The organism is Martelella lutilitoris (assembly GCF_016598595.1).
GTDB classification, from domain to species: domain Bacteria; phylum Pseudomonadota; class Alphaproteobacteria; order Rhizobiales; family Rhizobiaceae; genus Martelella; species Martelella lutilitoris_A.
In genome coordinates this window covers 3,447,838-3,469,848 of sequence record NZ_CP066786.1, presented here as the reverse complement: position 1 = coordinate 3,469,848, position 22,011 = coordinate 3,447,838, and the positions used below count along the sequence as shown (strand labels likewise).

Here is a 22,011-nt window from a genome sequence, read left to right as displayed (position 1 = left end):
GGGTGCGGATCGGCTGCGCCCTTTCCGATAGCATCAAAGCGCAGGGGATTGTTATTCCAGCAGGTCGGCGGGCGTCTCGATCCGGCGGGCCAGCGCGGCAAGGGCATTGCCGCTGATCCTGACGGAGACCGGTTCCTCCTCGGCGTTCCGGTTCCAGCGCGTCAGCATGGCCTCGATCTGTCCGGAGCCGATATCGACATCGCCCGCGAGCCGTACCCGGCCGTCCGTCGTTTTCATGACCATTTCGTCCAGATGGATATTGGTGCCGGAAACGCTGCCCCGGCCCGAAACCGAGGTGAACGCGAAGGCTTCGCGCTTCAGCGGAGAGAATGCGAAATTGTTGCTTGTCGCGGCGGATTGCAGAATGTCGCCGAGATCGAGCCAGATCAGGTTGCCCTCACGCCCGGAAAACCTGAACCGGCCGCTCACGTCGTCATTTGCGCCCGCGCTCAGCGGCAACCGCGCTTCGTAGGACATTTCCAGGTCGAAATGATTGCTTTCAAGCGGAACGCTGAACCCCATCTGCCTGAAAAGAGGGGCCGAACGCACATTCTCCGCATTCATGCGGATCGTGGCGAAGCCATCGGTGCGCACGGCGAGATGCGCATAGAGGGAGCCGTCATCCAGCAGGCTGTCGGCAATGTCGAAGCTCGTCTGCGTGCCGGTGCGGATAATGCTGGCGGCAACGTCCCGAAGCGTCAGGTCCGACAGCCTGACACTTCCTGCCGAGACGCGCAGGTCGAGTTCCGGCAGCGGCAGGTTGTCGCCATCGCTCCCTTCATCGACCGGGGCAACCGCGTCGATCCAGGCCGCGAGCGAGGATTGCGCGTCGCGCAGAGAGATGTCCTGCAGCGCCATGGTCGCGGAAATCCCGACCGGCCCTTCCGGCGAAGACGGAACGATGTCGAGAACGCCGTTGCCCTTGGCCGCGCCGATCGTCAGGTCCACCGGGGAGAAACGCAGCGAGCCGCCGCTGCGCGAGACCTTGCCGTTCAGGGACGCATTGTCGACATTGCGCAACAGGCTCGATTCAACGCCCATCCTTGCCATCATCTCTTGCAGCGCGCTTGTGGAAAGCGAGAAGGTGCCGTTCAGCAGGTAGGGGCGGCTGCTGGAGGCCGTGCCGTCGAAGCGGATATCGGCGGTCTGGCTGGTGATGGAGAGATTGATCGGCGAGGCGTTTCCGGCGATCAGGTCCGCCGCCTTGCCGGCCTCCAGCGACAACGTCGTGTCGCGCTCGGCGAGGATCGCCGATCCGGAGAGGCTGGCTCTTCCGGAAAGGGTCGGCCAGTCCAGTTCGGCATTGACTCCCTTGATGACGCGCGTTTCCCCCTTCTCGGTAAAACCGAGCGTGCTGTTAGTCACCGAGAGCGGGCCGGGGCCGGCCGAGCGTCCGGGCGTTTCGTTGCCTCCGCGCAGATCTGCGATCGTCTGTCCCAGCGCGTTTGCCGGCGGCCCGATCGCTTCGTCCGGCTGCTCGAGTATGATAACCGCTCCGTCGAGCTTCAGATCGGAGAAGGACGGCCTGCCGGAAAGGGCGCCGATAAAGCCGAAATCGGCGACGAGCCGGGCACTGTTGCCGTAGATCAGCGGTCCGGTGCCGTCCGGCCGGGCTACGGAAACGGCTGTCGCCGTAATTCTCGGTCGCGGCCAGTAGCTGATGTCGAGATCGCCGCTGATGGTTGCTGGCGCGCCGAGCCAGCCGGACAGTTCGTCTTCCAGGTTATCGGCCATGGCTTGCGGCGTGATGATGACGGGGACCAGATAATAGACCGCAACGCCGGCGAGAAGGACGATGGCGAGCAGGATACGCGCCGGGCGCCCCATGCGCCTTTCCGATCGCTTGGATTTCTTGGGATTTCTCATCGGGGCGGGTCTTCGGTTGCTGAGAACATTGTGGGGCGATAGCGGAAAATCGGAGAAGACACAATCGCCAAGGCTAAGGGCAGGCGGAAGACGGCTGCGGTCTGGCCGAATATCAGCACGGGCGGGAAGGATAGCGTGCAGCGGATGCGTACGGCAATCAAAAGATGTTTTCTGCCGATCCCGCATCCGGGGAAAGGCTCCGCCTTCGCCCGCGCGGACCGGTCCGTTTCGAGTTAATTCGCCGTCAGCCATTGCATTCTGCCGGGCAGTGGCCTATATCACCGTCATCGACCATTGCTTGCGACGTTGTCCGAGGGCCGTATGGCTCCGTCTGATTTCCTCTCAAAATCGATCTAATTCCGCGAGGTATTGCGGAAATCACGACGATTGAAAGGAAATCGTTATGAATAATGGCACCGTCAAATGGTTCAACGCCACCAAGGGCTTCGGCTTCATCCAGCCCGATGATGGCAGCACGGACGTGTTTGTGCATATCTCTGCCGTGGAGCGCGCTGGTATGCAGTCGCTGAATGACGGACAGAAACTTCGCTACGACATTGTCCGCGATAATCGCTCTGGAAAGAGCGCGGCCGACAACCTTCAGGCGGCTTGATTTTTTGCTTTCCCGGTTGACCACGGATGTACTGGCAGCCGGATCGTGCAAGACGGAAATTCTTCGTCTATTCAAGCCCGACGTAATTTGTCATCGCTGTCGCTGACCACGGATGTACTGGCAGTGACAACAGAGGAGGTCGGGTTAGTCCCGGCCTTTTTGTTTTCGCGCCGCTCCTGCGCGTCCGGTTCCGGACCTGCGCGGCGGGCGGATGCGGAGAAACGGAAACTGGAACAAGGAGGTTTTCTTGCAGGTACTGGTAAGAGATAACAATGTCGATCAGGCGCTTCGCGTCCTGAAGAAGAAAATGCAGCGCGAAGGCATCTTTCGGGAGATGCGTGCGCGTCGTTCTTACGAGAAGCCTTCGGAAAAACGCAACCGCGAGGCAGGCGAGGCCGTGCGCCGCCTGCGCAAACTGAAGCGCAAGCAGCTGCAGCGCGAAGGACTGATCCCGTCGCGCAAAAAGCGGTAAGGGCTTGAAACGGGCAGCCGCCCAGGCTGCCGGCCCGCTATTTCTCCAGATTTAAGGAGACCCGTGCATGACCGCAACCAAAGATGAATTCTTCAAGCCCGGACGGATGTCGGCCTCCGACAAGGCATCGATTACCGACCGCACGGCAAAAGCGATCATCGCGGAAGAGGCAACGCAATTGCAGTCCAAGACCGAGCGCCTCAGGCGTTTGCGGCTGGAGCGCGAGGCGGCCGAACCGGCGCCCGCAAAGAAAAAGGCAAAGCGCTCCGCCTAAGGTGTGCGCATCCTTTCATTGCCTAAACGGCCTGCCTTCCGGCGGGCCGTTTCTCGTTTGCGGCGGACAATACCGTCGAAGACACAGTGTTCATCACCCGGAGAATTGAAGACGGCCGCCGCGGTGTGCACATAACGGGACAACAGGCGCCGCAACAGGCGTGTCATCCCTTGCGGGGTTCGCCCGTAGATGAAAGGTTTGCCTACCATGAAGAAAATCGGATTTCTGTCTTTCGGGCACTGGACGCCATCGCCGCAGTCCGGCACGCGTTCGGCGGAAGACGCGCTGCTCCAGTCGATCGATCTGGCCGTGGCCGCCGAGGAACTCGGCGCCGATGGCGCCTATTTCCGCGTCCATCATTTCGCCCGCCAGCTTGCCTCGCCCTTTCCGCTGCTCGCCGCGATCGGCGCGAAGACCAGTCAGATCGAAATCGGCACGGGCGTGATCGACATGCGCTACGAGAACCCGGCCTATATGGTCGAAGACGCCGGCGCCGCCGATCTGATTGCCGGCGGACGCCTGCAACTCGGCATCTCGCGTGGCTCTCCCGAGCAGGTGATCGACGGCTGGCGGCATTTCGGCCATATCCCGCAAGAGGGCGAGGATGATGCGGCGATGGCGCGCCGTCACACCGAGCTTTTCCTGGACCGTCTCGAAGGGAAGGGTTTTGCCGAACCCAATCCGCGTCCGATGTTTCCCAATCCGCCCGGCCTGTTGCGCATCGAGCCGCATTCCGAAGGCCTGCGCAGGCGCATCTGGTGGGGGTCGGCCACCAATGCGACGGCCGAGTGGGCGGCGCGGCTTGGCATGAACCTGCAAAGTTCGACGCTGAAGTTCGACGAGACGGGTGAGCCGTTGCACAGGCAGCAGGCCGACCAGATTCGCGCCTTCCGCGCTGCCTGGAAGGAGGCCGGCCACGACTGGAGCCCGCGCGTTTCCGTCAGCCGTTCGATCTTCGCGCTTGTCAGCGACATGGACCGCGCCTATTTCGGCCGCGGCGGCAACGAGCAGGACACGATCGGCTATCTTGACGAGAAGACGCGCGCCGTCTTTGGCCGCTCCTATGCGGCCGAACCCGACCGGTTGATCGAACAGCTCAAGGGCGACGAGGCGATCGCCGAGGCCGACACGCTGCTTCTGACGGTGCCGAACCAGCTGGGCGTCGCCTATAACGCCCATGTGATCGAGGCAATCCTGAAACATGTCGCGCCGGGTCTCGGCTGGCGTTGACGGCAAGGCCTGATCCCGTCGCCTGTCGAGGCGCGCCGCGTTCGAAAGCGCGGCGCGCCTTTTTTGGTGTGAAGACACAAAATGCCGTTTGCGAACTTATCAGTGCTTGCTGAAAAGCGTGTTCGAATCTACGCTCTTGTAAACAAAGGTAAAATGACACGAGAATTTTGCCTGTTTCCGGGTGGGGGCTCGGGGAGGACGCGGCATGCGTCACTTCGTGCATTGCGGAAAAAAGGGGTCATGAGTTGCAGTTCTTCGATTCGCTGTTCAATTACATCAATGATTTGACATGGGGCTGGGCGCTCGTGCCATTCCTCGTCGTGCTCGGCGTGTTTTTCACCATCGCCAGCGGCTTCGTGCAGTTCCGTTTCTTCAAGCGCATGTTCGGCGTCCTCTGGGGCGATGAGGACGGCGATCCGAGCAAGATCAGCGCCCGCGAGGCGCTTTTTGTTTCCGTCGGTGGGCGCGTCGGCGGCGGAAACATTGCCGGCGTCGCAGTGGCGATCACGGCCGGCGGTCCGGGCGCGGTGTTCTGGATGTGGGCCATCGCGCTCGTCGGCATGTGTTCCGGCCTGGTCGAGGCGACGCTGGCGCAGGCATTCAAGCGGACAACCGCGGAAGGGGACTATCGTGGCGGCCCGGCGCGCGCCATCATTCACGGGCTGGGCGAAAACTACCGCTGGCTGGCGATCATCTATGCCATCTGCCTGATCGCCTCCTTCGCCATCGGCTTCAATGCCTTTCAGGGAAACACCGTTGCCGGCGCCGCTGCCGACAGTATGGGGGTTCCGCGTTATGCGACGGGCATCCTGCTGGCCGCCGCCACCGGCTTCATCGTCTATGGCGGCATCCACCGCATCGCCAAGGCCTCCGACATCATCATCCCGATCATGGCCTTTGGCTATATCGCCATGGCCGTTGTGATCATCCTGATGAACATCACCGCGCTTCCGGGCGTGATCTGGGATATCGTCGCCAACGCCGTCGGCTTGCGCGAAGCGGTCGCCGGCGGCGTCGGCGCGGCGGTCGCCAACGGCCTGAGGCGCGGCCTGTTCTCCAACGAGGCCGGGCTCGGTTCCGCGCCGAACGTCGCCGCCACCGCCTATGTGCGCCATCCGGTCAGCCAGGGCATCACCCAGAGCTTTTCCGTGTTCATCGACACGATGATCATCTGCTCGTGCACGGCTTTCGTCATCCTGCTCGGCGATGTCTACCAGCCGGGCCAGGCGGATGTGGACGGCGTCATCCTCACCCAGCAGAGCATGGTCGACCATGTCGGCAACTGGGCGCAGTATTACCTGACGGTCGCCATTTTCCTGTTTTCCTTCTCATCGATCATCTACAACTACTATCTCGGCGAGAATGCACTGGCCTTCATGACGGAAAAGCCGAGCGCGGTGCATGTCCTCAGGATCGTGATCGTCGCGATCGTGTTTGTCGGCGCGGTCGCCCCCGGCGCTACGGCGGTTTTCAACTTCTCCGATCCGATGATGGGCATTCTGGCAGTGGTCAACCTGCTGGCGATGATGATGCTGTTCCCGATCGCGCTCAGGCTGATCAACGATTTCCGCGCGCAACTCGCCGCCGGGATCAGGCGTCCGATCTTCGACCCGAAGAAGTTCCCGGATCTCGACACCGACGAAACGGCCTGGCCGGACGCGAAATAACAACGGGCAAAGCCCGATCTTCAGAACGCGGCGGCGCAATGCCGCCGCGTTTGTTTTCAATGAGGCGGAGGAAGCTTCTCATGATGACACTGCCCTTTTTCATTTGCGCCGGCGCGCTTTTCAGCGCCTGGCGCGGGCACCGCGGCATTGCTGCGCTCTTGACGGTGATTGCGGTTCTGGTGCTCTTCGTCCTTTTCAGATTGCACGCGACAGACGTGCTCGACATCGACCTTTGAGGTGATCCATGCCTGTCCGTATTGCCCATCTTCTGAATGTGCTGGCGCTTCTCGCCATTTCCTTCGTTCTTCTGTTCGCCTTTTATGATCAGTTCGCAAACGGCGACCTGCCTTGCCCGTTGTGCCTGCTGCAGCGCGCCGGTTTCGTCATCGTCGGCACGGGTCTGGCACTCAATGTGTTGTTGGGCGTCGATGCCCGCCACTACGGGCTGATGCTTCTGGGGGCGGCTGCCGGCGGCGCGGCGGCGCTGCGGCAGGTGGCGCTGCATGTCGTGCCGGGAACGGGCGGCTATGGCGCGCCCTTTCTTGGCATGCATTTTTATAGCTGGGCCTTCGTGCTGTTTGCCGTCGTCGTCCTCGGCACGGGCGTCATGCTGGTGCTCGGCCCGTCTCGGGCTTCCGAGCGGGTGCAGCGCGGCGGGCTCGGCCTTCTCGCCGTCGCCCTGTTCGCGGTGATGACGCTGGGCAATGGCGTTTCCACGCTTGCCGAATGCGGCGTCGGGCTCTGCCCGGACAATCCGACAAGCTACGAGGCGCTGGATTCGCTCCTCGGCCGCTGAGCGGCATTGCGGGAAACGGCCGGTCCTGCCTCGTACCAGCCCTTCGTCCGGTTGACGATGGCGACGACGGAGAGCATGACCGGCACCTCGATCAGGACGCCGACGACCGTTGCCAGCGCCGCCCCCGAATTGAAGCCGAAAAGACTGATCGCGGCGGCGACGGCAAGCTCGAAGAAGTTCGACGCGCCGATAAGCGCCGAGGGGCCAGCCACGCAATGTTCCTCACCGGATGCGCGGTTGAGGAAATAGGCAAGGCCCGAGTTGAAATAGACCTGGATCAGGATCGGGACCGCCAGAAGCGCGATGATCATCGGCTGGGCCAGGATCTGTTCGCCCTGGAAGGAGAACAGCAGAACCAGCGTCGCCAGCAACGCCACCAGCGAGGCGGGCTGGATCTTCGCCAGCAGGGCATCGAGCCTTGCCGTCGAGCCGTCCTTGATCAGGCTCTTGCGGATGATCTGCGAGATGATCACCGGAATGACGATGTAGAGCGCCACCGACAGCACCAGCGTCGACCACGGCACGGTGATGGCCGAAAGCCCGAGCAGCAGCGCGACGATCGGGGCGAAGGCGACGATCATGATCGCGTCGTTGAGCGCCACCTGAGAAAGCGTAAAATGCGGCTCGCCCTTCGTCAGGTTCGACCAGACGAATACCATGGCGGTGCAGGGGGCTGCGGCCAGAATGATCAGCCCGGCGATATAGCTGTCGATCTGGTCTGCCGGCAGTAGCGGCCGGAACAGCCAGCCGATGAACAGCCAGCCGAGCAGGGCCATGGAAAACGGCTTCACCGCCCAGTTGACGAAGAGCGTGACCGAGATGCCGCGCCAGTGGCGACCAACCTCCGCAAGCGCCGAGAAGTCGATCTTCAGCAGCATCGGGATGATCATCAGCCAGATGAGCACGGCAACGGGCAGGTTGACGCGGGCGATTTCGAGCGCGCCGATCGCCACGAAGACGGAGGGGAAGAAATGGCCGAGCGCGATGCCGACGACGATGCAAAGCGCGACCCAGAGGGTCAGGTAACGTTCGAATGTGGACATGTCAGTCGGCCTTCCGGGCTTTCTCGGTGGCGCCTTCCATAGCGCCGATTTCCTTCAGCTTGCCGCCTGGGTCTTCCGGTCCGCCCCCATCCTTGTAGAGGTTGATGAAGGCCATGATCCGGCTTTTGAGATAGGTCGCGGTCTGGGCAAAGGCCCGCAGCTTCTCCTCGTGCGTACCCTCGACATGGCTCGGATCCTCGACGCCCCAATGGGCGCGCCGGCCGGGGCCGCGCATGATCGGGCATGCCTCGCCAGCCGCGCTGTCGCAGACGGTGATGATGAAATCGATTTCCGGCGCGCCGGCTTCGGTGAACTCGTCCCAGCTCTTCGAGCGGAACCCCTCGGAACGGTAGCCCATGGCCTTGAGCGTTTCCAGCGCCAGCGGGTTTGGCGCGTCCTTCGGATGGCTTCCGGCGGAAAAGGCGCGGAACCGGCCATTGCCTTCGCCGTTGAGGATCGATTCGGCCAGAATGGACCGGGCGGAATTGCCGGTGCACAGAAAAAGCACGTTCAGGGTCTTCTCGGTCATGGCATCACGTCTCCGTGGGGTGTGTTTCGCAGCAGGGCGCAAGATCCTCGATCAGCGGCGTGCAGAGATCCGGATTGCCGCCGCAGCAATCGCGCAGCAGAAAAAGCATGGCCGCGCGCAGCCGTTCGAGGTTGGCGCGGTAGATGATGGACCGTCCCTGTCTCAGCCCCGTGACAATGCCTGCCTGGGTCAGCGTGTTGAGATGGGCCGACATGGTGTTCTGCGGTATCTCCAGCCGGCGCGCGAGCTCGCCTGCGGCAATGCCCACCGGCTCTGCTTCAACGAGCAGGCGGAAGGCCTGTAGCCTGGTCGGCTGGGCGAGGGCGGCAAGCACCGCGATTGTTTCTGTGTTATCCATATATCCAGAATAATGGATATATTATGAAAGTCAATGATCTTCGACCGTTCGGATTTTAGGCGGGGTTGCCAGGCCGGGAGGATGAACATTATGGTCTGCCGGGACAAGGCGCTCGTCATGCGCTCAGTCGGGAGAAGCCTTTTGAAACAATGTCTGATGCTGGACGTGGATGGCGTCCTCGTTCACCCGCAGAACGGCAGGTCGTGGGCCGAAGACATGAAGCGGGATCTCGGCATCGATCCCGATCGGCTCGCGACCGATTTCTTCAATGCCCATTGGCCGGATGTCATTCTTGGCCGGAAACCGCTGCAGGATGCACTGGAGACCTGTCTTCCGGCACTGTCCGATGAGGTCTCGGCCGAAACCTTCATGACCTACTGGTTCGAGCGGGATTCGGCGGTGGACGTCGCGGTTCTGGAGGATCTGCGGGCACTGAAGCAAAACGGCCTGAAAGTCTATCTTGCGACCAATCAGGAGCACCAGCGCGCCCGCTATCTGATGGATGCGATGGGTTTCGCCGCCCATGTGGACGGCATCGTCTATTCAGCGGCGCTCGGCGTCAAAAAACCGTCTGCCGCTTTCTTCGCGCAGGCAGAGGCAAGAACGGGTTTCAGCGCGCATGAAATCGTGTTCGTTGATGATGCGAAAGCCAATGTCGACGCGGCGCGTGTTCGAGGCTGGACGGCCTGCCACTGGAGCGGCGCTGACCGGCTGATCGATCTCGTCGCCTGAGGGGCAAACCTCAAAGGCTCGTACGCGACCTGAGCGCAGCCACCAGCGTGCCCTCGTCCAGATAATCGAGTTCGCCGCCGACCGGCACGCCGTGGGCAAGCCGGGTTACCTTGATATCCATGCCTTCGAGTTGGTCGGTGATGTAGTGGGCGGTTGCCTGGCCTTCGACGGTGGCGTTGACGGCGATGATCAGTTCCTTGACCTCGCCCGCCTTCACCCGGTCAACGAGGGCTGCAATCGTCAGGTCGTCCGGCCCGATGCCGTCGAGCGGCGAAAGCGTGCCGCCGAGCACGTGATAGGCGGCATTCAGCGCCGCCGCGCGTTCCAGCGCCCAGAGATCGCCGACGTCTTCCACGACGATGACCAGGCTCTGGTCGCGCGTCGGATCGGTGCAGATGGTGCAGGGATCGGCGGTATCGACATTGCCGCAGGTCGAGCAGATCTTCACCTTGTCATAGGCATCCTGCATCGCGCCCGACAGCGGGCCCATTAACTGGTCGCGCTTCTTGATCAGATGCAACGCCGCGCGCCGCGCCGAACGCGGCCCAAGCCCCGGCACCTTCGCCAGAAGCTGGATCAGTTTCTCGATTTCGGGACCGGTGACTCGTTTTGCCATAAGGGCGCTTTAGCTGATTGCAGCGGTCAATGGAAACATTATCCGGCGCGGGAGCAAGCCCTGCTCGCAACTTCCACATTGTTTGGTGGTTCTCGCCGTGCCTAGGGCCTCACCCACGCAAACTCTGAGGGCAAGGCTAAGATCGGGAGTAACTTGCAGGCGCTGCTCCCTCGCCCGGCGCGTTCGCGCCACCCTCTCCCCACGGGGAGAGGGGGAGATTGTGGCACTTCTGAATACCCAACGAGCACTGTTATTAAACGCGAAGCGCCGCACCTTCTCCCCTGAGGGGAGAAGGTGGCCGAAGGCCGGATGAGGGAGGGCTCACGCAGACCGCAAAGACCCAAGCCGTTTCCGTCCTATCGCGTCGCAATCGCCGCAGCCGCGCCGCCGATCATGCCGGCGGAGATGCGGTTGGCGATCTTCATGGCGCGCGGGCTTTTCAGGAAACGCCGCGCCTTGGCGGCCATGAACACCCAGGAGAGATCGACAATTGCGAGCACGATCAGGAGCGTTGCCGTCAACTCGACCCAGCCGAGAAGCGTGACGCTGCCGAGATCGATGATGGTCGGCAGCAGCGCCACGTAGAACATCATGATCTTCGGATTGCCGAGCGTGACGCTCATGCCGGTCAAAAACATCTTCCAGCCGGATGAAGCGCTCGGCAGTTCCTCGCCGTCCGCCGCCGGATCGGCGGTCCACATCTTCCATGCCAGCCAGGCGAGATAGGCGACGCCCGCCCATTTGATGGCGATGAAGACTTCGTGGAAGGCAGACGCCACGGCGACCAGTCCGAAGACGGCCAGCGTCAGCCACAGCGCCTCGCCCAGCCACATCGCCGCCATGAAAGGCAGCACGTCGCGGTGTCCGCGCGACAGCACGCGGGCGACAAGGGCTGCCACGCTCGGCCCCGGGGAGCCGGCGGCAACAAAAAGCGTGATGGCGAAAAGGGCGAGCGCGCCGATGGTCATGGTCGAGATCCTAGAAAGGCAGCTTCATGCCGGGCGGGATCGGCAGGCCGGCGGTCAGTTCCTTGGTCATTTCCTCGGCCTTCTGCTCTGCTCGGTCCTTCGCGTCGCGATGGGCGGCGACGATCAGGTCCTCGAGCATTTCGGCGTCGTCTTCGGAGAGCAGCGTCGGATCGATCTTGATGGAGATCATCTCGCCCTTGCCGGTCATCTTCACATTGACCATGCCGCCGCCGGAAACGCCATCGACTTCCACGGCTGCAATGTCCTCCTGCAACTGCTCCATCTTGGCCTGCATTTCCTTCATCTTGCCCATCATGCCCATCAGGTCGCGCATGGAATTCTCCTCATTTTCTGTTCAAATTCAAAAGGTTGTGTGTCAATCGTCGAGATCGTCTTCGGGAAGGACGTCGCCATCCTCGTTGACGGCGGCGTCGGGCAGGCCGTCGGCGCCGCCTTCCGCAGTCTCCGTCTCTTCCGCCCGCACGCGCACATCGGTGATCCTGGCGCCGGGAAAGAATTTCAGGATCGAGGCCACTTCCGGATCCTCGCGGGCGTCGCGGAACAGCTTGTCCCGTGCCGCCGTTTCCGCCTCGACCAGCGTTGCCTCGCCCTTCTCGCGGCTGAGGCTGACGAACCAGCTTTCGCCGGTCCATTCGCGCAGCTTCGTGCCGAGTTCATTCAGAAAGGTCTGCGACGCGCCGTCTTCCAGATTGACCTCGAGCCGTCCGGGCTCAAGGCGCACGAGGCGGACGAAATTGCGGATCTGCGCGCGGATCAGCGGCGCGCGGTGTTTCGAGCAAAGGTCGGTAATGTCCTGCAGCGATTTGATGGCGGACGTCTTCGGCGGTTCCGGCGCGCTGGCCGCTGCCGGCTCGGGCGTCGGCTGCGGCTCCTCCTCCACCGATGCGGCCTCGCCGGGCTCCGGCTGCGGCGTCTCGGAGGTCTGCGGCCGCAGCATGGTGACCGTCGCGGACGGCCGTGAAGCCTGTTCGCCTGTCGCGGAGGCAGAGACCGCCCGGGCGCTCGTTCCTCCGCCGTTCCCTCCGTTCTGGGGCGTCGGCGCGGACGGGCGCGGCGGCGGGGTTTGCGCCTCGCCGCTCTCGAGCGCCAGCAGCCGGCGCGCGGCATCCTCGGGAGAGGGCAGGTGGGCAGCATGCGTCAGGCGGATCAGCACCATCTCGGCCGCGCCATAGGGGCGGGCAGCGTTCTCCGTCTCGGGAATACCCTTCAGGAGCATCTGCCAGATGCGCGACAGGGCGGAAACGGCAACGCTTTCGGCGAATTCGCGACCCTTGGTCCGTTCGATCTCGCTCAGCGAAACGTCATCAGCGCCTTCCGGCACATATTTGAGCCGCGTCACCAGATGGGTGAAATCGGCCAGATCATTGAGGACGACCACCGGATTGGCGCCCGATTCGTACTGCGCCAGAAATTCTTCGAGCGCTGCCTTCACGTCGCCGCGCACCACATGGCCGAAAAGGTCAACGATACGGGCGCGGTCGGCAAGGCCGAGCATGCCGCGCACGGCGGATGCCTCCACGTGGCCATTGCCGTGGGAGATCGCCTGGTCGAGCAGCGACATGCCGTCACGGGCAGAGCCTTCGGCCGCGCGCGCGATCATCGACAGCGCCTCATCCTCGATCGTCACGCCTTCCTTGGCGGCAATCGTGGAATAGAGCCGCACCAGGTCGGCAGCGGGAATGCGGCGCAGGTCGAAGCGCTGGCAGCGCGACAGCACCGTGATCGGAACCTTCCGAATTTCGGTGGTGGCGAAGATGAATTTCACATGCTCCGGCGGCTCTTCCAGCGTCTTCAGCAACCCGTTGAAGGCCTGGGTGGAGAGCATGTGCACTTCGTCGATGATGTAGACCTTGTAGCGCGCCGTCGAGGGCCGGTAGCGCACCTGGTCGATGATCTCGCGGATATCATCAATGCCGGTATGGGAGGCGGCGTCCATCTCGATCACGTCGACATGGCGGCCGTCCATGATCGCCTGGCAGTGCTCGCCGAGTTCCTTCAGGTCGATCGTCGGCTTGTCGACCGTATCGGTCTTGTAGTTGAGGCCGCGCGCCAGAATGCGCGCCGTCGTGGTCTTGCCCACGCCGCGCACGCCGGTCAGCATGTAAGCCTGCGCGATCCGTCCGGTCTCGAACGCATTGGTCAGCGTGCGCACCATCGGCTCCTGGCCGACCATCAGGTCGGAGAAGTCCTTCGGGCGATATTTGCGCGCCAGAACGCGGTAGCCGCTGCCGTCGGAAGCGGGTTTGTTCGGTTCAATGTCGGATGCGTCGTCGGCCATTGCCACTCATATCGGTTGTTGTCCGGCCGGCTTCAACGGCCGGCAGGCGGCAAGCATAGTCGAGACCCGGCGCGGGAGTCACGAAAGCCGCGGCAGTTTGGCAGAGCCGAAAGGAAAATGCACAGGAATTTTGGATGCCGGCGGCAGGTTCGCCTCAAGGAGCGGGCTCCTGGCAGACATCGACCCACTCGGCGCCGGTAATCTCGGCGATCCGCTCAGGCGCGATGCGCACGGCGGCGTTGCGGGCGCCGGCAGCGGGATAGACCACATCGAAGGCCTTGAGGCTGACATCGCAGTAAACGGCGATCGGCTCTGCCAGGCCGAAGGGGCAGACGCCGCCGACGGGGTGACCGGTAATCGCCTCGACCTCTTCAAACGGCAACATGCGCACCTTGCCGCCGAAGGCCACCTTGGCCTTCCTGTTGTCAATGCGGGCATCGCCGCGGGCAACCAGCAGGAAGCGTTCGTCCTTGACCGAAAAGGAAAGCGTCTTGGCAATCTGCGCGGGGGCAACCGCGTGGGCGGTTGCAGCCTCTTCCACCGTGGCGCTGCTTTCTTCCGTCTCGATGATCGCAATATCGGGGGCAGCTTCGCTCAGATGAGCGCGAACGCTGTCGATGCTCATGGGGACGTCTCCATCGGGCAAAGGAGAGGGTGGGAGACCGGCACGATGACCCGCGCGCAACTCGTTGGGGCTGCTTCCTTCCGGACCTGACCCGGTTGGCGAGTGGCACGTCCACCACCAGCCTCCCGGCCGCACATATCGTCAATTTGCAGTTTGAATGCAAGCAGCGCGCGGAAAAAACTTTGCCGAAGCCTTGCTTGCCCCGCGCTGTTTTGCGGTTGTTGCCTTGCGTCCGTTTGATAGACATGTCTGGATAGGGCGAAATTGAGAACCGGAACCGGTCCGGGGCAGGAATGAACAGGGACGACATGCAGGAATTCACGCTCGATGAACGTTTGCGGCGGGACAGCGCGCTGATTACCGCGCTGGGGCTCTCCGAACTGCGGCTGATGCGGGACGGGCGCTGGCCCTGGCTCCTGCTGGTGCCGCAGCGCCCTGATGTCAGCGAAATGTTCGAGCTGGCACCGCTTGACCAGACCATGCTGACCTTCGAGATCAACGAGGTGGCCAGGGCGCTGAAGGAGGCAACCGGCGCCGACAAGATCAACATTGCCGCCATCGGCAATATGGTGCGCCAGCTCCACGTCCATGTCGTCGCCAGGTTCGAGGGCGATGCGAACTGGCCCGGCCCGATCTGGGGCCATGGCACGGCTGAGCCTCTGGATGAGGACGAGATGACGGCATTGGCCCACAGGATCACGGAGGCGATGGCCCGGTCATGAGGTCGATTTTCGAAAAGGCGGGTCCGCATGACGATCCGAGCGCGCTGACGGCCTTCGCCGGTTGCCGGATCATCCGCGATTCCGAGCATCGGGCCGATGACAGCCTCATCACCGCGGCCCGCACGCCGGGCGCCCGCTTCATCGCCTTTGCCGGCGGCAGGCCGATCGTCAAGCACGAGCGCCACGTGCTCGATCCCTATTTCGCCCGCTACGAGATCCTCGACCTCTCGCCGGACCGGGAAAGCGCCGTTCTTCTCGGCCATGACCTCAATGGCGTGCCGCTGCTGTCGATCGAAGTCGGGCTGGATCCGGAAGCCTTGCCGGCGCACCTGAAGGCGAGCAGTGTAAGGGCGATCTATTCCGAAGGGCTTTTCGACGAGGAGACGCAAGGTGCAGTCGCGCTGGCCTCCAGCCTCAATGTCTGGGCCCGCAACCATCGCTTCTGCGGGCGCTGCGGCGCCAAGGCGGAAGGGGCCGCCGGCGGCTTCCGCCGTCAGTGCACGGCCTGCGGCCATATGATGTTTCCCCGCACCGATCCGGTGGTGATCATGCTGATCGTCGACGAGGAGGGCGACCGTGTGCTTCTCGGGCGCAATCCGAATTTTCCGCAAGGCCGCTATTCGTGTCTTGCCGGATTTCTCGAACCGGGCGAGACCGTCGAGGATGCCGTCCGCCGCGAGACGCTGGAGGAATCGGCCATCCGCGTCGGGGCCGTGCGCTACCACGCGTCCCAGCCCTGGCCGATGCCCTATTCGCTGATGCTCGCCTGCTATGCGAAGGCCGAGAGCTTCGAGATCCGCCGCGATGACGCGGAACTCGAGGACTGCCGATGGTTTTGCCGCGAGGAACTCGAAGCGATCGTCGAAGGCCGGCACGAAGGCGGCATCAACGCGCCGCCGGAAGGCGCAATCGCCTTCCGGTTGATGCGTGATTTCCTCGACTGGGTCTGACCGGTGGCCGGTTCGCGCTCGGAACGGCTGCTGGCGTTGCTGCAGGCATTGCGCTCCAGGCGCTACCCGGTAACAGGCGATGAACTGGCGCGCGAACTCGGCGTCAGCCTCCGGACGCTTTACCGCGATATCGCCAGCCTGAGGGCGCAGGGCGCGGCGATCGAGGGCGAGGCGGGCGTCGGCTATGTGCTGCGGCCCGGCTTTTTGCTGCCGCCGATGATGTTCTCGCAGGAGGAGATCGAGGCGCTGGTGCTCGGCAGCCGCTGGGTGGAAAAGGTCAGCGATCCGAAACTGTCTTCTGCCGCCAGCCAGGCGCTCGCAAAGATCGCAGCCGTTCTTCCGCAGTCGCTTTCCGAGACGATCGACGAGACGGCGCTGATTGTCGGCCCGCGCGCCGTGGCCGCGGAAACGGCCGATATCGCCGTGCTCAGAAGCGCGATTCGCGCCGAGAAGGTGCTGGAGATCGACTACCGTGATGAGCGGGATCAGGTGACCACGCGCGTCATCTGGCCGATCGGCCTCGCCTATTTCGAACGTGTGCGCATCGTCGTCGCCTGGTGCGAGATGCGTCAGGACTTCCGCCATTTCCGCACCGACCGGATCGCGGCTCTGAACGAGACCGGGCGGCGCTATCCGCGGCGACGGACCGTGCTTCTTTCCGAATGGCGCAGGCAGTTGCCGGGCGCATGATGCTGACGGAAACTGTCAGCGTCGACGCTTAGGGTCTCTCTTGTCGAAACACGAAACGGAGACCATCATGTCGGCCATCAATCTTGTCGTGCTTTATGTCGAAGACACTGGAAAAAGCGGCGCCTTCTACGAACGCCTTCTCGGGCAAAAGGCGAATGCGCTTTCGCCGGGCTTTACGGCCTTTCACATGCCGAACGGCCTGATGCTCGGGCTGTGGCGCAAATCCACGGCCAAGCCCGAGGCGGAGGGCGGCCCGGGGATGATGGAAGTCGGGATCATGACGTCGGAGCCCGGCGGCGTCGCGGCCTTCTTCGAGCGCGCGAAAGCCGAGGGCCACACGATCCTGCAGCAGCTGGTCACCGCCGATTTCGGCCCGACCTTCGTGATCGCCGATCCCGACGGCCATCGCATCCGCGTGTGCGAGCCGGATAGCTGACCGGAGAAGATGCAGGGCGGCGCTCCGGCGTCGCCCTTTGTGGTCTATTCGTCCCCAAGCGCCTGGAGATGCCGGCGCATGGGGTGGCCTTCATAGACGCCCAGAATGCGGACCTTCTCGGAGAAGAATTCCAGTTCCTCCAGCGCGCGCGCCACGGCCGGATCGTCGGGATGCCCCTCGATATCGGCGTAGAACTGCGTGGCGATGAACTTGCCGCCGATCTGATAGCTCTCCAGCTTGGTCATATTGATGCCATTGGTGGCGAAACCGCCCATGGCCTTGTAGAGGGCGGCCGGAATATTGCGGACATTGAAGACGAAGGTGGTGACGATCGTCCTGTCCGGCCCGTTGCGCTTCGCTCGGGTTTCCTTGTCGGAGAGGATGACGAAGCGGGTGATGTTGCTGTCGGAATCCTCGACATTCTCGGCGAGGATGTCGAGGCCGTAGAGCGAGGCGGCAAGGCGCGGCGCGAGCGCCGCCATCGTGCGGTCGCCCTTCTCCTTTACCAGCATTGCCGCGCCTGCCGTGTCGCCGGCGATCACCGGGTTCCAGGTGTTGCGGCGGATGATCTTGCGGCACTGGCCGAGCGCGTGGATATGGCTGTGGACGGTCTTTATCTCGTCCAGAGAAACACCCGGCAAAGCCATCAGCTGAAAGCGGATCGGCATGAAGTATTCGCCGACGATCGACAGCCTGGAATCGGGCAACTGGTAATGAATATCGGCGACGCGACCGGCAAGCGTGTTCTCGATGGGGATCATCGCCAGGTCGGCATCGCCGTTTTCGACCGCGAGAAAGGCGTCCTCGAAGGTCTTGCAGGGCAGCGGCTCCATATCGGGATACATGTCGCGGCAGGCCATGTCGGAATTGGCGCCGAACTCGCCCTGGAACGAGATGCGGTTGGTCTTCATGATCATGATGCGCCTCCCTTGCCTTCGAGGATCCTGCGCGCCTTTTCGAGGTCTTCGGGCGTGTCGACGCCGAGCGGCACGGTCTTCACGATCTCGACATCGATGCGCATGCCGTGTTCGAGCGCGCGGAGCTGTTCGAGCTTTTCGCGTTCTTCCAGGAAGGAGCGCGGCAGCGAGACGAACCGTTCGAGGGCCGAGCGGCGATAGGTATAGAGCCCGATATGGTGATAGAGCGGGCCTTCGCCCCAGGGGGCGGTGGCGCGGGTGAAATAAAGGGCGCGCAGCCGGTAGGCGCCGATCGGCGCGCCGACGACCTTGACCACCTGCGGGGCAGTTTTTTCGTAGTCATCGGTGATTTCCACCGCAAGCGTTGCGATATCGACATCGGGGTTCTCAAGCGGCCGGAGCGAAGCCTGGATGGTTGCCGGGTTCAGCGTCGGCAGGTCGCCCTGGACGTTGATGACGGTCTTTGCCCTCTTGTCCGGATCGACCTTCTTCAGCGCTTCGAAAATCCGGTCGGAACCCGACTGGTGCTGGCGGCCGGTCATGACCACCTCGTAGCCGGCCTGCTCCACCGCTTCGTAAACGCCCGGGTCGTCAACGGCGATGACAACGCGTCCCATGCCCGATTCGCGGGCGCGGTCGGCGACATGGATGATCATCGGCTTGCCGTCGATTTCGGCCAGCGGCTTGCCGGGCAGGCGGGTTGAGGCCATGCGAGCCGGGATAAGGACGATCGTTTCGTCGGTTTTGTTCATCGCCACTTGCAAGCTCTTCGTTTATTTGCCACTCACAAACCGGAGGAGCGGGATTCACGTGCCGATGCAGCGTTGCATCGCGGCACCAAAAGACATAGGTTCTTCCAGATTGCAAGGTGATCCGGTAGAGAGGCCGGGTGAAGGGGAGCTGCAACGCAATGAAATTCAATCTCAATATGGTCCTGGCGGCCCTGTTGGGGACGATCTTCGTCCTGATGACGGTGTCTTTCGTGTCCGAGGCGATTTTCGATCCGCGACCGCCTGAAAAAGAGGGCTATGTGATTGCAGTGCCCGAGACCGATGCGAGCGGCGCTCCGGCCAAGGTCGAGGAAACGCCGATCTCCGTGCTTCTGGCAAGCGCCACCCCGGATGCGGGAGAGCGCGTTTTCAAACGCTGTCAGGCCTGTCACACCGACACCGAGGGCGGGCCCAACAAGGTTGGCCCCAATCTCTGGGATATCGTGAACCGTCCGATCGCCACCCATGAGGGCTTCTCCTATTCCGCCGCGATGAAGGACTTCTCCAACGGCGGCGAGAAGCTCTGGACCTACGAGAATCTTGATGTCTTCATCAAGGCGCCGAAGAAGGATGTGCCCGGGACGGCGATGGGCTTTGCGGGCCTGTCCGACGACCAGGACCGCGCCGACCTGATCGCCTATCTCAGCACGATGTCGAACGACCCCGTACCGTTCCCGGAGCCGCCGTCGGATGAAACGGCGGATGCGGGGTCGGCGGCGGGCAATGGTTCCGGCGAGGCCGCTGCACCGGCCGAAGGCGGCGAAGCCGCACCCGCTGCAACGGACGGCGCCTCCGGCGATGCCGACGCAGGCCCCGCCAATGCCGAAAGCACGACCGCCGAGCCCGCGCCCGACGCCGAGGCGACGCCGCCCGGATCGGCGGAGAGCGAACAGCCGGCTTCCGGCCAGTAAGCGGCAACAGCAGGCGGGGCTTTCAGTCCCGCCTTTTTCTCGCTCAATAGCCGAGCAGCAAAACCCAGAAACTGACCGTCAGAACCCCGAGCGCCGTCGTCAGCGTGATCGTTGAGGCGGCGATGTTCTTGCCGGTCCCGAACTGGTTGGCGAGCACGAAGGCGTTGACGCCCGAGGGGGCGGCGGCCGTCAGGACGATGCCGGCGACCGTCGAATGCGACAGGCCCAGCGCCGTGGCGATGAGGAACACGGTTGCCGGCATCAGCACCAGCTTGATGAAGGTGATCGTCGAAAACAGGCCGACATTGCCAGCGACCTTGTACTGCGTCAGCGTCATGCCGATCGCAACCAGCGCGACGGGGGCCGCCATGCCGGCGAGCATGTTGATCACAGTTCCGACAGGGCCAGCGACCGGGATGGCAAAGAGATGCATCAGCGCGCCTGCCGCAAGGCCAATGACGATCGGGCTGGTGATCAGGTTGTAGCCGATCGTGGCGAACACCTTCGCCGGATTGCTGATCGCGCCCCCCTCGTGGGCCTTTGCCCGTTCGACCAGCACGGTCGCCGTCACCATCATCACCGGCATGTGGATCGCAAGCACCAGTGACAGCGCGACAAGGGCCGCATCGCCGGCCACATGGCTGACAAGCGGGATGCCCAGAAGCGCGATATTGGAAAAGGTCCCCGAAAGGCCGATGATTACGGCGGAAGCCGGGTCCCGATGGAAGACAATGCGGGAGATCAGCGCCGCTGCCGCCCAGGCAATGGCGACGCCGCCGAAATAGGCGATCCAGATCTTCACCGGTCCGGTATTCTGAAAATCGGCGCTGGCAATGGTGCGCAGGAGCAGAAGCGGCAGGCCGATCTTGAAGACAAAGCCCGTCAGCACGCCGGCATTGTCGGCGCTCATGTAGCGCAGGCGGACCGCCGCCCAGCCGATCAGGATAAGGGAGAAGATCGGGACGACATTGTTGAAGATTTCATACATGACGGGCTTTCGCAGCGGCAGCGTTCGGAAGGAGACCGCGAGGGAGAACCGCTGCGGCGAAAATGTTCCGCATCTGCGGGGGTGTCAAGCCTGGCGCGGCGCGCGCGGCGTCGGTCCGGCGTCTCAGCCCTTCAGCGCGGCGGCCGGAGGCTGGCGGTAGGCCAGCAGGGCCGGAAGCGCAGCAAGGATGGCGGCGGCGACGACAAGGAGCAGCGCGTTGCCGGCGTCAGAGCCGACGAAGGCGACGGGCATGTCGACCCCGCGCTCGGCCATGATCGATCGCGAGATCGCTCGCGCCGCAAGGAAGCCGGCGCCGTAGCCGATCGCGATGCCAAGGCCGATCAGCGAGAAGAGTTCGAGCCAGACGATGGAGAACACCGCGCTGCGGGGCGCGCCGAAGGCCCTGAGCGCGCCGATCTCGCGCCGGCGCTGGGACACGTGGATGACGGTCACCAGCATCAGCGCGGCAGCGACCAGCACCTGCGCGCCGATGGCGATCGCCGTCAGCACCTGCCGCGCATCGCCAAGCGTGGCGTAAAGGCGCGTCAGCACCTCGGCCGGGAAAACCGCCACGGTGCCGTCGGCCTCGCGGTATTCCTGGCGCAGCCGGTAGGCGTCGGCAATCGATTTCGGTTTCACCAGAATGGCGGGCAAGCCGGGTGTCTCGCCACGGTGCCAGTGCTCGTCGATGGGCGCTGCGGCCTCGGCGCCATGGTGATGTTCGTTCTCGTCGTGGTCCCCGGCGTCGTGTTCGCCGGAGGCGTGACCATGGTCGTCATCATGGGGGTCGTCCTCCGCATGCGCGTCGTGGTCGTCATCATGGTGATCAGCGGCCGCGACGATCGCGGCCGCGTTCTGGTGGTCATCATCGTGATCCGCTTCCGCATCATGATCATCGTCGTGGTCATGGTCCGCCTCGGTTTCATGCTCATGCCCGAGGCCGTGGATGTGCCAGACCGCCTGGATCGGTACCAGGATCGCGCGATCCCACGGCGTGCCGGTGGGTTCTGCCCTGCCGGTGACGTGATAGGCAAGCTCGGTATGGGTGTGGCCGCCGGTCTCCGCCGCGCCGTGCATCGGCTTGATTTCCGACCCGACGGCCAGATCAACGGCCGAGCCGATCACCGCGTCGCCCTCGTGGACGAATATCCCGCCTTCGGCAAAGCCCGGCACGGTTGCCTCGATGAGGGCCGTGGTGGTGCCGACGATCGGGTATCCGGCATAGGAATCGCCGAAGCCGATCGGCGCCGCCCAGGCAACGCGCGGATCGTCATTGAGTTCGGGCAGCAGGTCGCCATCCATCAGCGGCAGGTCGGAAGGCTGCAGGAAGACGGAGGAGAGCACCAGTTGCGTCTCGCTGCCGGGCGCGCCGACGACAAGGTCGAATTTCTCCGACGCCCGGGCAGACCCAAGCCGCAGCGCCCGCTCCTGCAGCGTGATGGTGACACCGAGCGCGGTGGCAAGGGCGATCAGAAGCACGATGACGATCGATCCGGCCCACAGGCGTTTCAGATCGGAGAAGATGAAGCGGAACATGGC

At 63.4% G+C, this 22,011-nt stretch carries 26 protein-coding genes and 1 other RNA gene; 13 read left to right on the top strand and 14 right to left on the bottom strand.

The genetic code is table 11. The annotated features are described in order from the left end of the window. Positions 1–51: 51 nt before the first annotated feature. Entirely contained in the window at positions 52–1,827 is a 1,776-nt protein-coding gene (locus tag JET14_RS16640; protein ID WP_200334927.1) for an AsmA family protein, read from the bottom strand. Between the two features lie 442 nt (positions 1,828–2,269). On the opposite strand from JET14_RS16640, the gene JET14_RS16635 reads away from it, so the two are divergent. The 7 genes from JET14_RS16635 to JET14_RS16605 all read left to right on the top strand — a co-directional run bounded on the left by JET14_RS16635 (position 2,270) and on the right by JET14_RS16605 (position 6,918). Next, the gene (locus JET14_RS16635) at positions 2,270–2,479 is read left to right on the top strand and encodes a cold-shock protein (RefSeq protein ID WP_024707586.1); all 210 of its coding nucleotides are present in this window, start codon (positions 2,270–2,272) and stop codon (positions 2,477–2,479) included. Between the two features lie 247 nt (positions 2,480–2,726). Further along, on the top strand, positions 2,727–2,951 hold the full coding sequence (gene rpsU, locus JET14_RS16630; protein ID WP_024707585.1) for a 30S ribosomal protein S21: 225 nt from the start codon (positions 2,727–2,729) through the stop codon (positions 2,949–2,951). Positions 2,952–3,018: 67 nt separating this feature from the next. After that, positions 3,019–3,225: a hypothetical protein gene (locus JET14_RS16625; protein ID WP_024707584.1), complete on the top strand. Its 207-nt coding sequence runs from the start codon at positions 3,019–3,021 to the stop codon at positions 3,223–3,225. Between the two features lie 207 nt (positions 3,226–3,432). Further along, positions 3,433–4,455, top strand: a complete 1,023-nt coding sequence (locus JET14_RS16620) for an LLM class flavin-dependent oxidoreductase (protein WP_200334925.1) — start codon at positions 3,433–3,435, stop codon at positions 4,453–4,455. 245 nt (positions 4,456–4,700) lie between these two features. After that, positions 4,701–6,122: an alanine/glycine:cation symporter family protein gene (locus JET14_RS16615; RefSeq protein WP_200334923.1), complete on the top strand. Its 1,422-nt coding sequence runs from the start codon at positions 4,701–4,703 to the stop codon at positions 6,120–6,122. Positions 6,123–6,202: 80 nt separating this feature from the next. Next, the gene (locus tag JET14_RS16610) at positions 6,203–6,358 is read left to right on the top strand and encodes a DUF5993 family protein (protein ID WP_183486362.1); all 156 of its coding nucleotides are present in this window, start codon (positions 6,203–6,205) and stop codon (positions 6,356–6,358) included. A gap of 8 nt (positions 6,359–6,366) precedes the next feature. Beyond that, the gene (locus JET14_RS16605) at positions 6,367–6,918 is read left to right on the top strand and encodes a disulfide bond formation protein B (protein WP_200334921.1); all 552 of its coding nucleotides are present in this window, start codon (positions 6,367–6,369) and stop codon (positions 6,916–6,918) included. Here JET14_RS16605 and arsB read toward each other — a convergent pair. Genes arsB through JET14_RS16590 form a run of 3 tightly spaced genes read right to left on the bottom strand, consistent with a single transcriptional unit; the run spans position 6,885 to position 8,848 of the window. Continuing rightward, positions 6,885–7,961: an ACR3 family arsenite efflux transporter gene (gene arsB, locus JET14_RS16600; RefSeq protein ID WP_200334919.1), complete on the bottom strand. Its 1,077-nt coding sequence runs from the start codon at positions 7,959–7,961 to the stop codon at positions 6,885–6,887. The two genes, JET14_RS16605 and arsB, sit on opposite strands and share 34 nt — an antisense overlap. 1 nt (position 7,962) lies before the next feature. Continuing rightward, the gene (locus JET14_RS16595; RefSeq protein ID WP_200334917.1) at positions 7,963–8,490 is read right to left on the bottom strand and encodes an arsenate reductase ArsC; all 528 of its coding nucleotides are present in this window, start codon (positions 8,488–8,490) and stop codon (positions 7,963–7,965) included. Positions 8,491–8,494: 4 nt separating this feature from the next. Next, positions 8,495–8,848, bottom strand: a complete 354-nt coding sequence (locus JET14_RS16590) for an ArsR/SmtB family transcription factor (protein ID WP_200334915.1) — start codon at positions 8,846–8,848, stop codon at positions 8,495–8,497. Between the two features lie 141 nt (positions 8,849–8,989). On the opposite strand from JET14_RS16590, the gene JET14_RS16585 reads away from it, so the two are divergent. Then, a complete protein-coding gene (locus tag JET14_RS16585; protein WP_200334913.1) occupies positions 8,990–9,580 on the top strand; it encodes an HAD family hydrolase in 591 nt (196 codons plus the stop codon). A gap of 10 nt (positions 9,581–9,590) precedes the next feature. Here JET14_RS16585 and recR read toward each other — a convergent pair whose 3' ends face one another. The 6 genes from recR to ffs form a co-directional block, all read right to left on the bottom strand. After that, positions 9,591–10,196 carry a recombination mediator RecR gene (gene recR / locus JET14_RS16580; protein WP_200334911.1) on the bottom strand — a complete coding sequence of 202 codons (606 nt, stop codon included), beginning with the start codon at positions 10,194–10,196 and terminating at the stop codon, positions 9,591–9,593. Between the two features lie 356 nt (positions 10,197–10,552). Then, positions 10,553–11,164: a LysE family translocator gene (locus JET14_RS16575; RefSeq protein ID WP_200334909.1), complete on the bottom strand. Its 612-nt coding sequence runs from the start codon at positions 11,162–11,164 to the stop codon at positions 10,553–10,555. A gap of 10 nt (positions 11,165–11,174) precedes the next feature. Further along, positions 11,175–11,498, bottom strand: a complete 324-nt coding sequence (locus tag JET14_RS16570; protein ID WP_183486346.1) for a YbaB/EbfC family nucleoid-associated protein — start codon at positions 11,496–11,498, stop codon at positions 11,175–11,177. A gap of 42 nt (positions 11,499–11,540) precedes the next feature. After that, on the bottom strand, positions 11,541–13,463 hold the full coding sequence (locus tag JET14_RS16565; RefSeq protein WP_200334907.1) for a DNA polymerase III subunit gamma/tau: 1,923 nt from the start codon (positions 13,461–13,463) through the stop codon (positions 11,541–11,543). Between the two features lie 154 nt (positions 13,464–13,617). After that, complete coding sequence (locus JET14_RS16560) at positions 13,618–14,088, bottom strand: YbaK/EbsC family protein (protein WP_200334905.1); 471 nt, start codon at positions 14,086–14,088, stop codon at positions 13,618–13,620. Between the two features lie 29 nt (positions 14,089–14,117). After that, positions 14,118–14,214: signal recognition particle sRNA small type (gene ffs, locus JET14_RS16555), an RNA gene on the bottom strand. Positions 14,215–14,396: 182 nt separating this feature from the next. Here ffs and JET14_RS16550 point away from each other — a divergent pair. The 4 genes from JET14_RS16550 to JET14_RS16535 all read left to right on the top strand — a co-directional run bounded on the left by JET14_RS16550 (position 14,397) and on the right by JET14_RS16535 (position 16,886). After that, positions 14,397–14,810, top strand: a complete 414-nt coding sequence (locus JET14_RS16550) for an HIT family protein (RefSeq protein WP_200338140.1) — start codon at positions 14,397–14,399, stop codon at positions 14,808–14,810. After that, the gene (gene nudC / locus JET14_RS16545; protein WP_200334903.1) at positions 14,807–15,760 is read left to right on the top strand and encodes an NAD(+) diphosphatase; all 954 of its coding nucleotides are present in this window, start codon (positions 14,807–14,809) and stop codon (positions 15,758–15,760) included. The genes JET14_RS16550 and nudC overlap by 4 nt, the downstream gene beginning before the upstream one ends. Before the next feature lie 3 nt (positions 15,761–15,763). After that, positions 15,764–16,450, top strand: a complete 687-nt coding sequence (locus JET14_RS16540; RefSeq protein ID WP_200334901.1) for a helix-turn-helix transcriptional regulator — start codon at positions 15,764–15,766, stop codon at positions 16,448–16,450. 67 nt (positions 16,451–16,517) lie between these two features. Next, complete coding sequence (locus JET14_RS16535) at positions 16,518–16,886, top strand: VOC family protein (RefSeq protein ID WP_200334899.1); 369 nt, start codon at positions 16,518–16,520, stop codon at positions 16,884–16,886. 44 nt (positions 16,887–16,930) lie between these two features. On the opposite strand, the gene JET14_RS16530 is transcribed toward JET14_RS16535, so the two are convergent. Together JET14_RS16530 and JET14_RS16525 are read right to left on the bottom strand one after the other, a co-directional pair. After that, positions 16,931–17,803 (bottom strand): prephenate dehydratase, encoded by an 873-nt coding sequence (locus JET14_RS16530; RefSeq protein ID WP_200334897.1) that lies wholly within the window; start codon positions 17,801–17,803, stop codon positions 16,931–16,933. Continuing rightward, positions 17,800–18,555, bottom strand: coding sequence for a 3-deoxy-manno-octulosonate cytidylyltransferase (locus JET14_RS16525; RefSeq protein ID WP_200338139.1), 756 nt, complete (start codon positions 18,553–18,555; stop codon positions 17,800–17,802). Before JET14_RS16525 ends, JET14_RS16530 begins: the two co-directional genes overlap by 4 nt. Positions 18,556–18,713: 158 nt before the next feature. On the opposite strand from JET14_RS16525, the gene JET14_RS16520 reads away from it, so the two are divergent. Beyond that, positions 18,714–19,484 carry a c-type cytochrome gene (locus JET14_RS16520; RefSeq protein WP_200334895.1) on the top strand — a complete coding sequence of 257 codons (771 nt, stop codon included), beginning with the start codon at positions 18,714–18,716 and terminating at the stop codon, positions 19,482–19,484. Between the two features lie 43 nt (positions 19,485–19,527). Here the strand turns inward: JET14_RS16520 and JET14_RS16515 are convergent, their stop codons facing one another. Continuing rightward, positions 19,528–20,472: an AEC family transporter gene (locus tag JET14_RS16515; protein ID WP_200334894.1), complete on the bottom strand. Its 945-nt coding sequence runs from the start codon at positions 20,470–20,472 to the stop codon at positions 19,528–19,530. A gap of 123 nt (positions 20,473–20,595) precedes the next feature. After that, positions 20,596–22,008, bottom strand: a complete 1,413-nt coding sequence (locus JET14_RS16510; protein ID WP_200334893.1) for an ABC transporter permease — start codon at positions 22,006–22,008, stop codon at positions 20,596–20,598. Positions 22,009–22,011 lie beyond the last annotated feature (3 nt).

Coding starts and splice junctions, on each gene's coding strand:
- JET14_RS16625 (WP_024707584.1), top strand. CDS start 3,019: ATGACCGCAACCAAAGATGAATTCTTCAAGCCCGGACGGATGTCGGCC.
- JET14_RS16520 (WP_200334895.1), top strand. CDS start 18,714: ATGAAATTCAATCTCAATATGGTCCTGGCGGCCCTGTTGGGGACGATC.
- JET14_RS16570 (WP_183486346.1), bottom strand. CDS start 11,498: ATGCGCGACCTGATGGGCATGATGGGCAAGATGAAGGAAATGCAGGCC.
- JET14_RS16605 (WP_200334921.1), top strand. CDS start 6,367: ATGCCTGTCCGTATTGCCCATCTTCTGAATGTGCTGGCGCTTCTCGCC.
- arsB (WP_200334919.1), bottom strand. CDS start 7,961: ATGTCCACATTCGAACGTTACCTGACCCTCTGGGTCGCGCTTTGCATC.
- JET14_RS16510 (WP_200334893.1), bottom strand. CDS start 22,008: ATGTTCCGCTTCATCTTCTCCGATCTGAAACGCCTGTGGGCCGGATCG.
- JET14_RS16640 (WP_200334927.1), bottom strand. CDS start 1,827: ATGGGGCGCCCGGCGCGTATCCTGCTCGCCATCGTCCTTCTCGCCGGC.
- JET14_RS16550 (WP_200338140.1), top strand. CDS start 14,397: ATGCAGGAATTCACGCTCGATGAACGTTTGCGGCGGGACAGCGCGCTG.
- JET14_RS16635 (WP_024707586.1), top strand. CDS start 2,270: ATGAATAATGGCACCGTCAAATGGTTCAACGCCACCAAGGGCTTCGGC.
- JET14_RS16610 (WP_183486362.1), top strand. CDS start 6,203: ATGATGACACTGCCCTTTTTCATTTGCGCCGGCGCGCTTTTCAGCGCC.
- JET14_RS16525 (WP_200338139.1), bottom strand. CDS start 18,555: ATGAACAAAACCGACGAAACGATCGTCCTTATCCCGGCTCGCATGGCC.
- nudC (WP_200334903.1), top strand. CDS start 14,807: ATGAGGTCGATTTTCGAAAAGGCGGGTCCGCATGACGATCCGAGCGCG.
- JET14_RS16560 (WP_200334905.1), bottom strand. CDS start 14,088: ATGAGCATCGACAGCGTTCGCGCTCATCTGAGCGAAGCTGCCCCCGAT.
- JET14_RS16620 (WP_200334925.1), top strand. CDS start 3,433: ATGAAGAAAATCGGATTTCTGTCTTTCGGGCACTGGACGCCATCGCCG.
- JET14_RS16565 (WP_200334907.1), bottom strand. CDS start 13,463: ATGGCCGACGACGCATCCGACATTGAACCGAACAAACCCGCTTCCGAC.
- JET14_RS16590 (WP_200334915.1), bottom strand. CDS start 8,848: ATGGATAACACAGAAACAATCGCGGTGCTTGCCGCCCTCGCCCAGCCG.
- JET14_RS16515 (WP_200334894.1), bottom strand. CDS start 20,472: ATGTATGAAATCTTCAACAATGTCGTCCCGATCTTCTCCCTTATCCTG.
- JET14_RS16575 (WP_200334909.1), bottom strand. CDS start 11,164: ATGACCATCGGCGCGCTCGCCCTTTTCGCCATCACGCTTTTTGTTGCC.
- JET14_RS16535 (WP_200334899.1), top strand. CDS start 16,518: ATGTCGGCCATCAATCTTGTCGTGCTTTATGTCGAAGACACTGGAAAA.
- JET14_RS16530 (WP_200334897.1), bottom strand. CDS start 17,803: ATGATCATGAAGACCAACCGCATCTCGTTCCAGGGCGAGTTCGGCGCC.
- recR (WP_200334911.1), bottom strand. CDS start 10,196: ATGGCAAAACGAGTCACCGGTCCCGAAATCGAGAAACTGATCCAGCTT.
- JET14_RS16595 (WP_200334917.1), bottom strand. CDS start 8,490: ATGACCGAGAAGACCCTGAACGTGCTTTTTCTGTGCACCGGCAATTCC.